Annotated in this window: 12 protein-coding genes; 3 read left to right on the top strand and 9 right to left on the bottom strand. The window is 62.8% G+C overall.

Annotated elements, in window-relative coordinates; all coding sequences use genetic code 11:
• Positions 1–5: 5 nt before the first annotated feature.
• Entirely contained in the window at positions 6–230 is a 225-nt protein-coding gene (locus SB772_RS12745) for a CDGSH iron-sulfur domain-containing protein (protein ID WP_410833600.1), read from the bottom strand.
• Between the two features lie 176 nt (positions 231–406).
• Between SB772_RS12745 and SB772_RS12740 the strand changes: the two genes are divergently transcribed.
• Entirely contained in the window at positions 407–781 is a 375-nt protein-coding gene (locus SB772_RS12740) for a DUF2784 domain-containing protein (RefSeq protein ID WP_410833599.1), read from the top strand.
• 48 nt (positions 782–829) lie between these two features.
• On the opposite strand, the gene SB772_RS12735 is transcribed toward SB772_RS12740, so the two are convergent.
• Positions 830–1567: a BON domain-containing protein gene (locus SB772_RS12735; protein WP_410833598.1), complete on the bottom strand. Its 738-nt coding sequence runs from the start codon at positions 1565–1567 to the stop codon at positions 830–832.
• Between the two features lie 82 nt (positions 1568–1649).
• Positions 1650–2135 carry an aminoacyl-tRNA deacylase gene (locus SB772_RS12730; RefSeq protein ID WP_410833597.1) on the bottom strand — a complete coding sequence of 162 codons (486 nt, stop codon included), beginning with the start codon at positions 2133–2135 and terminating at the stop codon, positions 1650–1652.
• A 207-nt stretch (positions 2136–2342) separates the two neighbouring features.
• On the opposite strand from SB772_RS12730, the gene fusA reads away from it, so the two are divergent.
• Positions 2343–4394: an elongation factor G gene (fusA, locus tag SB772_RS12725; protein WP_410833596.1), complete on the top strand. Its 2052-nt coding sequence runs from the start codon at positions 2343–2345 to the stop codon at positions 4392–4394.
• Between the two features lie 63 nt (positions 4395–4457).
• On the opposite strand, the gene SB772_RS12720 is transcribed toward fusA, so the two are convergent.
• The 5 genes from SB772_RS12720 to SB772_RS12700 form a co-directional block, all read right to left on the bottom strand.
• Entirely contained in the window at positions 4458–5309 is an 852-nt protein-coding gene (locus SB772_RS12720; RefSeq protein ID WP_410833595.1) for a carbohydrate ABC transporter permease, read from the bottom strand.
• 10 nt (positions 5310–5319) lie between these two features.
• The gene (locus tag SB772_RS12715) at positions 5320–6288 is read right to left on the bottom strand and encodes a carbohydrate ABC transporter permease (protein ID WP_410833594.1); all 969 of its coding nucleotides are present in this window, start codon (positions 6286–6288) and stop codon (positions 5320–5322) included.
• Positions 6289–6353: 65 nt separating this feature from the next.
• A complete protein-coding gene (locus SB772_RS12710; protein WP_410833593.1) occupies positions 6354–7601 on the bottom strand; it encodes an ABC transporter substrate-binding protein in 1248 nt (415 codons plus the stop codon).
• A gap of 74 nt (positions 7602–7675) precedes the next feature.
• Entirely contained in the window at positions 7676–9661 is a 1986-nt protein-coding gene (locus SB772_RS12705; RefSeq protein WP_410833592.1) for a beta-galactosidase, read from the bottom strand.
• 11 nt (positions 9662–9672) lie between these two features.
• Positions 9673–10845, bottom strand: a complete 1173-nt coding sequence (locus SB772_RS12700; RefSeq protein ID WP_410833591.1) for an ABC transporter ATP-binding protein — start codon at positions 10843–10845, stop codon at positions 9673–9675.
• Between the two features lie 193 nt (positions 10846–11038).
• Here SB772_RS12700 and SB772_RS12695 point away from each other — a divergent pair, with 193 nt between their 5' ends.
• A complete protein-coding gene (locus tag SB772_RS12695; protein WP_410833590.1) occupies positions 11039–12079 on the top strand; it encodes a LacI family DNA-binding transcriptional regulator in 1041 nt (346 codons plus the stop codon).
• Between the two features lie 120 nt (positions 12080–12199).
• Here the strand turns inward: SB772_RS12695 and SB772_RS12690 are convergent, their stop codons facing one another.
• Complete coding sequence (locus SB772_RS12690; RefSeq protein ID WP_410833716.1) at positions 12200–14305, bottom strand: TonB-dependent siderophore receptor; 2106 nt, start codon at positions 14303–14305, stop codon at positions 12200–12202.
• Between the last annotated feature and the right edge of the window lie 158 nt (positions 14306–14463).

Raw genomic sequence — 14463 nt, 5'->3', positions numbered from 1 at the left:
ATACGTCAGGGCGTTTCTCCTTCCTGCGGCTGTTCGTCAAGATCGCTCCTGAACTCGACCCTCTTGTGTGAACCGTCGCAGAATGGTTTGTTGAGCGAATGGCCGCATCGACATAGCCAGACCTCATCCTTATCCACCTCGATATTTTTGCCGCCCTGGGTGGTAATCTTGAAGTCGCCTTTGATGTAGTACGGGCCGTCATTCCGGGGAGTGACAATTGCAGTTGTCATGTGCACCTCCGATCATCGTGAAAACGCATGGTCCCGCACATGTTCGGGACACTTGATGCGGCAACCTGAATACAGGTCGAATTTCAGTCTATCTCCGATACCGCGCCGAAGTGCGACGCGGGTCGCGGCATCGCACAAAGCCCGTCGACATTCGCCGCAGATGGTGTGAGGACATCATGATCTGGCTCGCCGACGTAGTACTCGTGATGCACGCGCTGATCGCGCTTTTTATCGTCGGTGGACTCGCGGCGATCTGGGTCGGCTCGGGCCTCGATTGGGAATGGGTACGCAACCGGCTGTTCCGGCTCGCGCATCTGTTCGCGATCGGCCTGGTGTCGGCCTTGTCGCTGCTGGGTATCGCCTGCCCCTTGACGGTGCTGGAAGACTGGCTGCGCACTGGCTCAGTGGGGGCGCAAGGCTTCATCCAGCGCTGGGTGAGCCGCCTGCTCTATTACGATGTGCCGGTCTGGGTGTTCACGCTCTCATACGTGGTGTTCGCTCTGTTGGTACTGCTGACCTGGCGCAGGCTCCCGCCCCGGCAACGCACGTAATACACGGAAAGCACCTCACGCGCATCACAAGCACATCAAGCAAAGGGATCACGCCCGCACCTGAATGCGATTGACGACGCCATCGACAGCATCCAGACACCAGGCGTCCTGTTCCGCCTGCCGTCTTTCAGCTTCGGTCGCCACCCAGCCTCCCAGCGTGATCCTGTGGTTTTCCACGCTGATGGTGATCTGCTCGGCGCGCACACACTGATCGGTTTCGAGCACCAGGTGCAAGGCCTCGGAAATCTCGTCGTCGCCGTCCACTTCGGCGGGCACCAACTCCAGCAGGTTCACCACGTCGCGGCAGCCGCCGACCCACCAGGCAGTCACACTCGCGAGGCGCCTGTGAGACAGGCTGACCACTTGCCCCGTCAAGGTCACCACACCGTCCTCGACCGTCACTTCGACGACACCGCTGCCGTCGTTGCCCGCCGGGTCCATGGTGCCGCGCAGCACTTCGAGCTGACCTTTGACGCGCGCGCAGATCACGCAGTTGCGGAACTCCACTGCGTGCGCCAGCCGTTCGCCGATACGTGTGCGCAGTTCACCGTCACCGACCGGCGGGTTGGCGGCGACACGCAGCCGGTCGACCAGAGGCGTCCCTTCGCTGTGTATCTGGGTCAACTGAAGAAGTCGTTTCTTGGATGCGATATCCGGCACCTCGCCTGCCACGGTTAAGGCGCCGTCGTCGAAAGTCATATGAATGGGATGATGCTGGAGCTTCAGGTGTGATTCGCGTTCGAAGGCCGCCATCACCTGCTTCAAGACCGTATCGCTGCGTTGCATGATCTGCCTCGCGCAAAGGTTGGGTGGCGCAGCGCGCTTTATGCCGCACTGCGCAAGCCTTGCCGAACCGGGCGAGCGCCGGTCAGGACGGCATACCCTGCATTCGACGGGCGAAGCGTGTCCGCTCGGCCCGGTCCATCAGATCCAGAAATTGTTTCGTGCCCATGTGAATCAGCGCTTCATGATCGCCGGACTCGAAATAGACGTCCGGCTGATGGGTGAGGCTTTCGTCGAGATAGGTGTACATGCCGTAGGCCGTGCACACCGGCGGAAGCGCGCCCACGTCGCAATCCTTGAACAATTCCCGCAAATCGGCCTCTTTCGCCAGCAGCAGGTGGCGTCCGGTCTGTGCCCAAAGCTCGGACAGCCGCACGGCGTAGGTCGATGGCAGCACCGCCGCCACGTAGCCGTGCTCGTCTTCGAGAAGCACGGTCTTGGCGAGGCGGTCGCCGGGAATATGCGCGGCCGCTGCGGTTTCGATGCTGGAATGGCTGTGCGGATGATGCACGATTTCGTACTGCGAGCCCTTGCTGCGCAGGCAGTCCTGGAGAGTGGCAGACATCGACATGACGCACCTCCTCTTGAAGGAAAGAAACGGGGAATTATTGCGCGAGACTCCTTAAGGATAGTTCGCTTTCGCTCACACGTGAAAAACATGCGGACGGCCGCGCCGCGACCGCGCGGGCGTGACGGCCCATGAGGCGATGCCCCTTATGGCACACGGGTCCGTTTTCGCCAATAATGGCCCCACATCCACTACTGGACGAGGGCGGCCATGCGCTACAGCCCCGACGCCATCCGTACCGTCGCCCTGGTCGGGCATGCCGGATGCGGCAAGACTTCGCTTGTCGAAGCCCTGCTGCACGAGGGCGGCGCGTTACACGCGCCCGGCAGCGTGGAGCGCGGCACCACGGTCTGCGATTTCGAGCCGCTCGAGCGCAAATATCACCACTCGCTGAACTCCGCCGTCGCCCATCTCCACTATCGGGATACACGCATTTATCTGCTGGATACGCCCGGTTATCCGGACTTTTCCGGACTGTCGATCAGCGCCCTGCCCGCGGTGGAAACTGCCGCCATCGTCATCAATGCGCAGACCGGCATCGAAATGACGACCCGGCGCATGATGGCGTGGGCGGCGCAACGCAAGCTCTGCCGAATGATCGTCGTGAACGGTATCGATGGCGAAAAGGTCGATCTTCCCGGGCTTCTGACGCAAATCCAGCAGGCCTTCGGCAAGGAATGCCTGCCCATCAACCTGCCGGCGCAAGGCGGCCGCCAGGTGGTGGATTGTTTTTTCAATCCCGCCGGCGAGGCCGATTTTCTGTCCGTTGCTGCCGCGCACGATGCGCTGGTCGATCAAGTGGTCGAGATCGATCCCGCCTTGATGGAGCTTTACCTGGAGCAGGGCGAGGCCATCAGCCCGGAGCAGTTGCACGAACCCTTCGAGCGGGCGCTGCGCGAAGGCCATCTGGTGCCGATCTGCTTCACGTCGGCGGCCAACGGCGCCGGCGTCGCGGCATTGCTCGACGTGTTCGTCCGGCTCCTGCCCAATCCGATGGAAGGCAACCCGCCGCTCTTCTACCGCGATGCCGGCGGCCGCCAGCAGGTCGTGCGCGCCGAACCGGACGCCGACAAGCATGTATTGGCCCACGCCTTCAAGATCGTCATGGACCCTTACATCGGCAAGATGGCGGTGTTTCGCATCCATCAGGGCACGATCAGGCGCGACAGCCAGCTCTACATCGGTGACGGGCGCCAGCCGTTCAGGGTCGCCCATCTGATGATGCTGCAGGGCAAAGAGCACGTGGACGTCCCGCAAGCCGGCCCAGGCGATATCTGCGCCACGGCCAAGGTCGACGCGATCGGCTTCGATGCCGTGCTGCACGACGCCCCCGAGGACGGCGACATCCACCTGGCCGCGCTCGAGTTCCCCACGCCCATCTACGGTTTGGCGATCGAACCTGCGCGCCGGGGTAACGAGCAGCGCCTCTGGGAGATTCTGCAAAAACTGGCTGCGGAAGACCCGTGCCTGCTCATCGAGCACCCGATCGGCACCAACGAGACGGTGGTGCGAGGTCTGGGCGAATTGCACCTGCGCCTCATGCTGGAGCGACTATCCGAGCAATACAAGCTCGAGGTCGTAACGCGGCCGCCGAAGATCGCCTATCGCGAAACCATCGGCGCCAAAGCCGAGGGGCATCATCGTCACAAGAAGCAAACCGGCGGCGCCGGGCAATTCGGCGAAGTGATGCTGCGTGTGGAGCCGCTGCCGCGAGGCACCGGTTTCGAGTTCGTCGACGCCGTCAAGGGCGGCGCCATCCCCGGCCAGTTCATGCCCGCCGTGGAAAAAGGCATTCAGCAGGTGATCGACAGCGGACCGCTTGCCGGCTTCCCGATGCAGGACGTGCGAGTCACCGTGTTCGACGGCAAGAGCCATTCAGTCGACTCCAAGGAAGTGGCATTCGTTTCGGCCGGGCGCAAGGCCTTCATCGACGCCGTGCTGAAAGCCCAGCCCATCCTGCTCGAGCCCATCGTGGACATCGAGGTGATGACGCCGGAAGCCGCGATGGGCGACATCATCGGCGACCTGTCCGCCAAGCGCGGGCAGGTCCATGGCACACGCACGGCCGCCGGCAACGCCGTGGTCGTCGCGGGCCAGGTGCCGTTGTCCGAACTCAACGACTATCAGTCGCGTCTGAACGCCATCGCCGGCGGGCACGGCAACTACAGCATCCGGCTCAGCCACTACGATCCGGTGCCGCCCGCCCAGCAGGAGCGGATGGCGGCGCAGCACAAAAAACTGGGCGACGGCGCGGCGCCATGAGCGGCTTGCCGGTCGCGTCGTCAGGAACGGGCAAAGGCCGAGGCCAACTGAACATTGTCTTCCTCAGCCTTTGGTCGCACCGAACGTCAGCCCCGTCACAAAATGCTTCTGCATCGCGAAGAACATCGCCACAGAGGGCAGTGCGGCAAGAATCGACCCGGCCGACACAAGATTCCACGCCGTGGTCCACTGCCCTTTCAACGCGGCGACTCCGACGGTAATCGGCGCCGCATCGTCGCCTTGTGTCAAACACAGCGCCCAGAAGTAGTCGTTCCAGACGAACGTGAACACAAGAATCCCCAGCGCGGCAAGCGCCGGCCGAATCAGTGGAAGCACGATCCGGTAAAAGACCTGCCATTCGGTTGCGCCTTCCACTCGGGCCGCTTCGACAAGCTCGAAGGGCAACGCCTTGATGAAATTACGCAGGAACAGCGTGCAGAAGCCGGTCTGAAACGAGAGATGAAACAGAATCAGCGCGCCCACGGTGTTGAACAGGCCAAGCTGCAACGATAGATCCCGCACCGGAATCATCAACACCTGCACCGGCACGAAATTGCCCGCGACAAACGTCGCGAACAATGTCGAATTGCCGCGAAACCGATAGGTCGCCAGCGCGAATCCAGCCATCGCCGCCAGCGCGATCGACACCACCACCGCAGGCACCGTGATCAGCACGCTGTTCGAGAAGTAATGCAACATCGGCGAGGTCGTCAACGCCTCCCGATAGTTTTCGAACATCGAGAAGTGCTTCGGCCAGCCCCAGTAATTCCCCTCGCTGAGTTCTTCGGTCGAGCGCACCGACGTGACGAGCACCGCGATCATCGGCAGCAGCCAGATCAGCAGCGCGAGCGGCAAGGTCAGTTTGTACACGCGGCGCGAGGCCGGCTTCCATTTGTCGATGGCGATAGGAAACATGGTCGGCTCCTTATTGCTCGGCGCGCAGCATCCGCCGCAAGTGATAAACGATGTACAGCAGCATGATGCCGAACAACACTACCGCCACCGCCGCGGAATAGCCGATGCGGTAATACTTGATCGCCTGGTCGTACATGTAATACGCGAGCACGGTCGAACTCTCGAACGGTCCGCCGCCGGTCATCACCGAGATCAGATCGAAGCTGCGCAAGGCGCCGATCACGGTGACGACGATCGCCATGAACGTGGTCGGCCGCAATTGCGGCAGAATCACGTGCCACAGCAGCGACCAGCCGCGCGCGCCCTCCATCCGCGCGGCCTCGATCTGTTCCGCGTTCAGCGACGTCAGGCCGGTCAGGTAAAGAATCATGCAATAGGCGGTTTGCGGCCACAGCGCCGCGAAAACGATCCCGAAGGTCGCATAGCGGGCGTCGCCCAGTACCGGCACGCCGTGACCGAGAATCAGCGCGAGCAGGCCGAAGGTCGGGTCGTAGAACCAGGAGAAGATCAGGCCGACCACCACGCCCGAGAGCACGAACGGTGCGAAAAACAGCGATTTGACGATGCGGATGCCGGTCACGGCCTGGTTCAGATACAGCGCCACGGCGAGTCCCATCGGCGGAGCGAGCAGGAATAGCAGCAGCCAGATGAGGTTGTTTTTCAGCGCTGTGTAGAACGTCTGCGAATGGAACAACTCGACGTAGTTCGCGAGGCCGACAAAGGCCGGCTCGGTCATCCCGTCCCAGTTGAACAGGCTCAAGCGGATGGTCGACAGGATCGGCCACACCACATAGATGGCCACCATCAGGCAGGCCGGCGCGAGAAACAGGAACGCAGCACGCCGCTGCCGGCGCGCAGTCGGCGATGGACGGCGCCGGCGCGCCGGCGAACGCGACCCGCCGCGCAATGTATCGCCCGATGCCGGTATGCCTGAACCGGCAGAACCGGGAACCGAATGACGGGTAACGGAGTGCGACACGATGACTCTCCCGATCGAACGTGGCGGTGGGTGGCCAAGGCAGGCAGCCCGAGGGCCGCCGCCGCTTACTTCTTGTAGATTCGCTTGCGCGTTTGCTCGAGTTGCGCGAGCACGTCGTCGAGCTTGGAAGGATCGGCGACGAATTGCTGCATCCCCTTCATCCCTTCATCGGCCATTTCCTTGGTCATGTCGCGATCGTAGAACTGTGCAATACCGCCCTTCGTGTTCGAGAGAATCTGGAAGCCGATTTTCGAAATCGGATCTTCGGGTTCCGGCGACTTGCTGTTCGCCGACAGCGAGCCGAGACCTGCCGCCAGTTTCGCGCCGATTTCAGGCGTCTCGACGAACGCAAGGAAGGTATGGGCATCCGCCTTGTTCTTCGCCTTCGACGGAATATGCAGCGATTCCACCGGACCGTCTTCGGCGGTCGGCACCTTCGCGTCGATGATCGGGAACTGGAAGTAGCTCATTTCCGCTTTCACGTTCGGCGGGAAGCCGCCGGTAATGAAGGTGCCCATCAGCATCATCGCGGCCTTGCCCTGGAACAGGAACGGCTGCACCGCGTCCAGATCGTAGGAGAGCGAATTGTCGATGAAATAGCCGGCGTCGAGCAGCTGCTTCCAGGTCGCATACACCTTCTTGACCCGCGGATCGGTGTACGGCACTTCGCCTGCCATCAACTTCTGATGGAATGCGTTGCCGTTCAGGCGCAGATCCAGATAATCGAACCAGCCCGCCAGCGTCCACGCATCGCGTCCCGCGACGGCGATCGGCGTAATGCCGGCCGCCTTCAACTTCTTGCAGGCATCCAGAAACTGGTCCCACGTCTTCGGCTCGCCGGCAATACCCGTCTTCTGGAACAGGTCCTTGCGATAGAACATGCCCCACGAGTAATACACGGTCGGCGCGGCATACTGCTTGCCTTTGTAGGACGACGCTTCCTTGGTCGACGCGTACGTATCGTTCCAGCCGTTCTTCGCCCAATCGCCGCTCAGATCCTCGAACAGGCCGCGTTGCGCGTAATACGCCATGCGCTCGCCGTCGTGCCAGTTGACGATATCGGGAGCGACCGTCGACAGCCATCCAGGCAATTGAACCTTGTAGGCCTCCTCGTCGACGAACGACACCTTCACGTCAGGATGCGCTTTCTTGAACTCGTCGATCGTCGACTGCCAGACCGCGCGCTGGCTGGCGCCCTTGAACGCGATGTTGACTGCGAGCGTGCCGGCCTGCGCGGTACTGACGACGGAGGTTCCCGCGGCGGCCGCGGCCAGCGCGAATGCGAGCAGAAGCTTGCGTGGTTTCAGTGTCATGCTGCGTGTCTCCTTTATGCCTTGATTTTGCATCGTTGTCGTTACTGCGTGGAATCATTCGGCCAGCTAACTCATCAGGTCGATCGATACACCGCCACGCCCTGCGGGCCAATATCGCGTGAACCGATCACGAAAGCGTCGTCGGCCACACCGGCAATCGAGTGAACCTGCGCGCCGTAATTGAACAGGTAGGTCAGCGCACCGCGCCGGCTGATCCGCACGCTGTCGCCGAGCGGCATCGTCTCGACACCTGCCTCACGTGCGATCTGCGCGAACAAACGAACCGTGAGCGCATCGTCGAACAGACTCGCGAAGTAATGGAACGCGCCGCTTCGCACATACGCTGGATGGCCATCCGCGAATCGGGCGCGCACGTCGAGTGGAGCCGCTGAGTCGCTGTCGACGAAATCGCGCCAGTGGCGCGCGCAGCCGTCGTCCACGGTAGCGTCCTTGCTGTCTGCAAGACGCACCGCTTCGGTCACGTTCGGCCGCATCGATTCGACGCGCCACACGCGCAGCGGCAGCACCGAAGCAAGCGCACCTGGCGGCAGGTTCGCCGGAATCTGCAGATCTTCCGTCTTCGAGCCGGTGCGCGGGCCGAGCACCACCTGTGCGCCCGAGCTTGCCAGCCGCGCGGCAAAATCGGCCGGCACGACCGGCAGCGGCGGCACCACGACGACACGGTAGCCATCGAGCGGCGCATCGGCCGGAATCACGTCCACATCCAGCCCGAGCGCGCGCAGCGCCGAGTAATACTCGAACGCGAAACGCGGATAGTGAAAATCCGCGCCCTGCGGATGAATCCCGAAGAGCCACTTCGCTTCGTAGTCGTAGACGAGCGCGACTTTCGCGCGAATCGCAGCATTGGCGCCGGCGTCCGCTGCGAGCACCGTGCGAATCTCGTCGGCAACCTGCGCGGCCTCGTTGCCCCCGACGTCGAGCCGGTTATCGGGCGTGTTCAAACCGGCGTGCATCTGCTCCTGCGCAAACGGCGCCTGACGCCAGCGGAAATACGACACGCAGCCCGCGCCGTGCGCGAAGGCCTCCCAACTCCACAGCCGTACCATGCCCGGCAGCGGCGCCGGATTCCACTGCGCCCAGTTCACCGGACCCGGTTGCTGCTCCATCACCCAGAACGGCAGCTTCGACATGCCGCGGTAGACGTCGTGATTGAACGAAGCGAAGTCGGGATGCCCGGTGCGCAGCCAGCGCGCTTTGACGTCCGGCGCAAACCATTGTTCTTCGAGCGCGCCGAGCGGATAGCTGTCCCAGCTCGCGACATCGAGATCGGCAGCGACCTTGTAGTGATCGAACTCGGTAAAGAGCTGCATGAAGTTGTGCGCGACCGGCCGTCCGGGCGAATGCGCGCGGATGATCTCGACCTGCATCCGGTTGTAGCGCGCGAGTTCGTCGGACGCAAAGCGCCGGTAATCGAGCCGGTGCGACGGATGGGCTTCGGTGACGGTCGCCACCGGCGCATCGATCTCGTCGAAGCTGCGGTACTCCATGCTCCAGAACACCGTGCCCCACGCGCTGTTCAATGCATCGACCGTTCGATACCGCGCCTTCAGCCATTCGCGAAAGCGCCCTACTGCTGCCGGCGAATAGCTGACTACCGTGTGATGGCAACCGAATTCGTTATCGGTCTGCCAGTACGCAACCGCCGGATGCTGGCCATATCGCCCGGCAACCGCCGTGCAGATCCGCTGCGACGCGGCGAAATACGATGGCGAGGAAAAATCGTAATGACGGCGTGAGCCGAAGGCGCGAGGACGTCCGTCCGCCCCGATCGGCAGGATGTCCGGATGACGGTCGATCAGCCACTTGGGCGGCGTCGCGGTCGGCGTGCACATGACCACCTGCAGCCCGGCCGCGCCGAGCACGTCGATCGTGCGATCGAGCCAGCCCCAATCGTATTCGCCAGGCGCCGGCTCGATCCGGCTCCACGCGAATTCGGCAATCCGCACCTGTTCGATGCCGAGCGCTTTCATCCGGCGCGCGTCGTCTTCCCACATCGATTCCGGCCAGTGTTCCGGGTAGTAACAGACTCCTAGGCGCATCCGAATGTCCTCTATGCGTAGTGTTCGACGAATTCGAGCGAAGCGGCAGCAAAGCCGTCTTCGGTAAACAAATGGCAAGCGTGGCTGGGAACGCGCAAGCCGGCGCGGTCACCCGGCATCAGGCGCGTGTCGCCGGGCGCTTTGGCGATCAGCGTGGCGCCGCCAGGCTGATCGAGGTGGATGTAGCTGTGCTCGCCAAGATGTTCGACGAGGGAAACGGTACGCGCCAGAATGGCGTCGTCGGGCATCGCCGGGGCGGTGTTCCGAGGCACTGCCAACTCAATGACGTCGAGGTGTTCGGGACGCACGCCGAGCGTGACGGGTTGCGACGGCTGCAGTCCGTCGCCGCTCACCGGCACGCGCACGTTTTCGGCCGTGTGTTCGAGCGTGACGGTCACGCCATGCGGATCGACCGACGCTACGCGTCCCGGCAGAAAATTCATCCGCGGCGAGCCGATGAAACCCGCCACGAAGCGGCTCGTCGGCCGGTGGTACAACTCGAGCGGCGCGCCGACCTGCGCGATGCTGCCGTAGCGTTCGGTGTCCTTGCCCGCGTGCAGCAGCACGATCTTGTCGGCGAGCGTCATCGCCTCGACCTGGTCGTGCGTCACGTAGACGACGCTGGCTTTGGCGAACTGCTTGTGCAGCCGCGCGATCTCGATGCGGGTCTGGCCGCGCAGCGTCGCATCGAGATTCGAGAGCGGCTCGTCGAATAGAAACACGCCCGGCTCGCGCACGATAGCCCGGCCGATCGCGACGCGCTGCCGTTGACCGCCGGACAATGCTTTCGGCCGGCGCTCGAGCAGCGCCTCCAGTTGCAGAATGCGCGCGGCTTCGCGCACCTTGCGGTCGATTTCGTCCTTTGGGGTTTTAGCGAGCTTCAGGCCGAATGCCATGTTCTCGAACACGGTCATATGCGGAAACAGCGCGTAGCTCTGGAACACCATCGCCACGCCGCGCTGCGCCGCCGGTACGTCGTTGACCAGCAGGCCGCCGATCGACAGGTCGCCGTCGGTCACGTCTTCAAGACCGGCGATCATCCGCAGCAAGGTCGACTTGCCGCAACCGGACGGACCGAGAAACACGCAGAACTCGTTCTCGCCGATCTCCAGATCGACATCGCGGATCACCGGCGCGCCGTCGCCGTATGCCTTCTGCACGCCTCTCAACGAAATACTCGCCATCGCATCGACTCCGTGATTTAATCGGCTCGAAGTCGGAGATTAAGCGCTTAATCAGCAGGCTGAAAAAAAGTCGATCGCACGCGATCGCCTAGCCTTGCCTATCTCCGATATCGTTTTGTCTATGCGGCAAATGGTGCCGCGCCTTTGGCTGCGATGCAAATGTCGAACAGTCGTCCCATATATTGAAGATTCCATGCCCACACTCAGCGAAGTCGCGCTTCAAGCCGGCGTCACCCCCGCCACGGTGTCCAACGTGCTGCGCAATCGCGGCCGGGTCGGTGCGACCACCCGGCAGCGGGTACTCGACGCTGTCGACGCACTCGGCTATCGCCCGCATCTGGCCGCCCGCGCTCTCGCCGAAGGTCGCGCGCCGACGCTCGCGCTGATGGTGTCGAGCATCGCCAATCCGTTCTATCCGGAGTTCGCGCTCGCCGTCGAACGCGCGGCGCGCAGCAGCGGCCACTTCGTGATCATCTGCAATACGAACGAAGATCCGCTGACCGGCCGGGCATATCTGGATCAGATCGCCGGGACGCTTTCCGAGGGCGTGCTCGTGACGAATGCGAACCTCGACTTTGCGGATCTCCACGCCACCGAGTCACGCGGCACGCCCGTGGTGTTATGCATGTGGGAACGGCCGAACGAGCCGCCCGGGCTGCCCTGCGTCGCGGTCGATTTTCATCTGGCCGGCGAGCTGGCCGGCGCGCACCTGCTCGAGTTCGGCCATCGCCGGATCGGCGCGATCGTCGGCAGCAAGGCCTCGGGCATTCACGCGGCCCGCTACGACGGCTTTGTCGATGCGCTGCGTGCAGCCGGCGCGCCGAAAGCCCCGGTCAAGCATGCAGCCGATACGATACAAGGCGGCTACGCCGCGGCGCGCGCGTTGCTGGAAACCCATCCGAAGCTCACCGCGATCTTCGCGACCAACGACCTGCCGGCGCTCGGCGCGATGCACGCCGCCGCCGATCTCGGCCTTGACGTGCCCGGCGATTTATCCGTAATCGGCATCACCGACATTCAGCTGGCGCGCGATTCGCGGCCCGCGTTGACCACGATCGCCGTGCCGACCGTCGAAGTCGCGGAACTCGCGGTATCGCTGTTGCGCGAGTTGATAGAAGCGGCACCGCGCGGCGAGAGCATGCGCGCCACTGGCCCGTCGGTGCGAATCGCGTCTAGTCCAAAACTCATTGTGCGTGCGTCGACAGCGGCGCCGAGGCGCGCTCGCCCAACCTAGAATCCGACACCGCCCAGTCGATCTCTGCGTCAAACAAGGCAGAGCCGTCGGCACTCAGCTTTTCGAAGCTGCGGTTACCCAAAAACAAGGCCACCCGCCGCGCCGGCGTGATGGAGTCGATCAGAACTCGACCGTCGAAGTCAACGCCAGCGTGCGCTCCAGCCCGACGGCAAGCTGGCTCGAACCGGCCGCGCTCCAGTAGTGCCGGTTGGCCGCGTTCTCGAGGTTGGCCTGAAACGTGGCCCGCTTGCCGAACAGACGCGTCGAATAGCGCGCGCCAGCCGACAACAGCGCGTAGCCGCCAATCGTTGCCTGATTGGCGTCGTTCACCGGACGCGGCCCGACGTAGTAAATCCCGCCGTTGAACGACAATCCGGCAAGCTGCGGCACACGGTAGGTCGCGAACAGGCTGCCCGTGACATGCGGCGTGTTTTCCGGCGTTTTACCGACCAGCGACGGATCCGACGAATCGACAATACGCGCATCGAGCAGCATGCCGGTCGCGACCACGGACACGTTGTCGCTCAGATCGCCCTGGAGCGAAAACTCGAGCCCTCGATAGCGGGAATTGCCATTGAGCGCATACACGTTGTCAGCATTAGTCCCGGCCGACGGCTGACGCAGGTTGAACAACGCCACCGACGCCAGGGTGTGATTGCCGAAGCGATGCCGGATGCCGATTTCCTGCTGGCGGCTGACAGCGGCCGGCAGCACCTGATAAGCGTTCGCTGCCGTCGCGGGCGCAGCGCCACTCGATTCGAGCCCTTCGATATAACTCGCGTACACACTGGTCAGCGGCGTCACCTTGAAGACCAGACTGGCCGACGGTGTGGTTTTGCTCACGTCATAGGTCGCCGTACCCGCTTGCGTGCTTCGATATTCCGAGCGTCGCAAGCCTGCGACGAACTGCCAATTCGGCGTCAGTTCGACTCGATCGAACACGTAGACGCCGCGATTGTTGACATGCTGCGCATAGAAAGCCTTCGAGCCCGCGGCAGTCAGTGAGGTGATGCTGACCGGGTTGTAGAGATTCTGCTGCGCCGTGTAGTAGTAGGTCGTGAAGTCCGGTTGAAACAGCCAGTTGTCGACCGCGCCAAAGGTCACGTCATGGCCGATCGAACCCGTCCTGAAGAGCCCGTTCACTTCGAAGCGCACGTTCCTGTTCTCGTACATCTGGCCGTTTTGCTTGCTGCCCTGCAGCGTGCCCGCACCGGTGTCGACGTTGTACTTCTGGAAGATCCACAGCCAGCGGTCGCGGCGCGTAATCGACTGGCCGACGGTGAAGCTCGCGCTCCAGGTATCGGAGAACAGATAGTCGGCGCGCAGGATCTGGCTCGTCGCGCTGGCGTTGGTCGGTTTGTCGTTCGGCGAAAGCAGGCGGGTGGCATCAGGCAGTCCAGGCAGGCTGACGACACCGTTTTTCGCGGTGAGCGGCACTATGCCCGCCTGCTCGACCACACGTTGCTCGATATGCTCCAGGTCATATTTGAACGACAGTTTGCGGCTCGCTTTCCAGTCGAGCGCCACGCTCGCGAACTTGCGATAGCCACGATCGCCGTCGATCGGTGTTTCCACGTGCTCGTCCGTCGCGTTGACGCGGATGCCGAACTGATTGTCGGGTCCAAAACGGCGCGCGATATCGACATGCGCGCCAATCGAGCCGTTGGTATCGCCTAGCAGCGAAACACGGGTCACCGGCTCGCTGCCGGCGCGCTTCATGACCATGTTGACGATTCCGGCCGGCACGGCGAAGCCGTAGTACAGGGCGGATGCGCCCTTGAGCACTTCGACGCGCTCCTTGTCCTCCATCGGCATCCAGATGTTGTTGTCGATCGGCAGGACACCGTTCAGGTAATAGCTCGAACGATTGTCGAGCGCGATGCCCCGGATTGCCAGTTGATCGTACGCCAGGCCGTTGAGTTGTTGCCGGGTCACACCCGCCACGTTGCGCAGCGCGTCGTAGAGTCCTGTATCGCCCTGTTCATCCATCACTTCGCGCGTCACGACGTTCACGGTGGCCGGCACATCGAGCGCATCGAGGCCGCGATACGGGCCGGTCTCGACCGTGGCGGGCGCATAGCCGCTGTGATCCTTGCTTGCGGTGACGCGAACGGGTGCCAGTTGTCGCGCGCCCGACCCGGCTTCTGCCTGAACCGCCTCCGTTGTGCTGGTGTCGCCAGCCTGCCCGTACGTCGCGACAGGACACCCAACCCCGATGAACCCCACTGTTGCCAACGACCGAAACGCCTTCGATGTCCGGAATCGACGTTTGATTCTGTTCAATTCACCACGCTGCATGACTTCCCCGTTAATCGGCGTTTCGCACGTGGCGAAACACCCTGCCGTCTTATCTTTCAATAACAAATACGAATCATTCGCATTTG

Source organism: Paraburkholderia sp. SIMBA_030 (assembly GCF_046535245.1).
Classification (GTDB): Bacteria; Pseudomonadota; Gammaproteobacteria; order Burkholderiales; family Burkholderiaceae; genus Paraburkholderia.
The sequence above is the reverse complement of the archived record's forward strand: the minus strand, read 5'-3'. Positions and strand labels throughout refer to the sequence as shown.

Coding starts and splice junctions, on each gene's coding strand:
- SB772_RS12735 (WP_410833598.1), bottom strand. CDS start 1,567: ATGCAACGCAGCGATACGGTCTTGAAGCAGGTGATGGCGGCCTTCGAA.
- fusA (WP_410833596.1), top strand. CDS start 2,343: ATGCGCTACAGCCCCGACGCCATCCGTACCGTCGCCCTGGTCGGGCAT.
- SB772_RS12740 (WP_410833599.1), top strand. CDS start 407: ATGATCTGGCTCGCCGACGTAGTACTCGTGATGCACGCGCTGATCGCG.
- SB772_RS12710 (WP_410833593.1), bottom strand. CDS start 7,601: ATGACACTGAAACCACGCAAGCTTCTGCTCGCATTCGCGCTGGCCGCG.
- SB772_RS12700 (WP_410833591.1), bottom strand. CDS start 10,845: ATGGCGAGTATTTCGTTGAGAGGCGTGCAGAAGGCATACGGCGACGGC.
- SB772_RS12745 (WP_410833600.1), bottom strand. CDS start 230: ATGACAACTGCAATTGTCACTCCCCGGAATGACGGCCCGTACTACATC.
- SB772_RS12720 (WP_410833595.1), bottom strand. CDS start 5,309: ATGTTTCCTATCGCCATCGACAAATGGAAGCCGGCCTCGCGCCGCGTG.
- SB772_RS12730 (WP_410833597.1), bottom strand. CDS start 2,135: ATGTCGATGTCTGCCACTCTCCAGGACTGCCTGCGCAGCAAGGGCTCG.
- SB772_RS12705 (WP_410833592.1), bottom strand. CDS start 9,661: ATGCGCCTAGGAGTCTGTTACTACCCGGAACACTGGCCGGAATCGATG.
- SB772_RS12695 (WP_410833590.1), top strand. CDS start 11,039: ATGCCCACACTCAGCGAAGTCGCGCTTCAAGCCGGCGTCACCCCCGCC.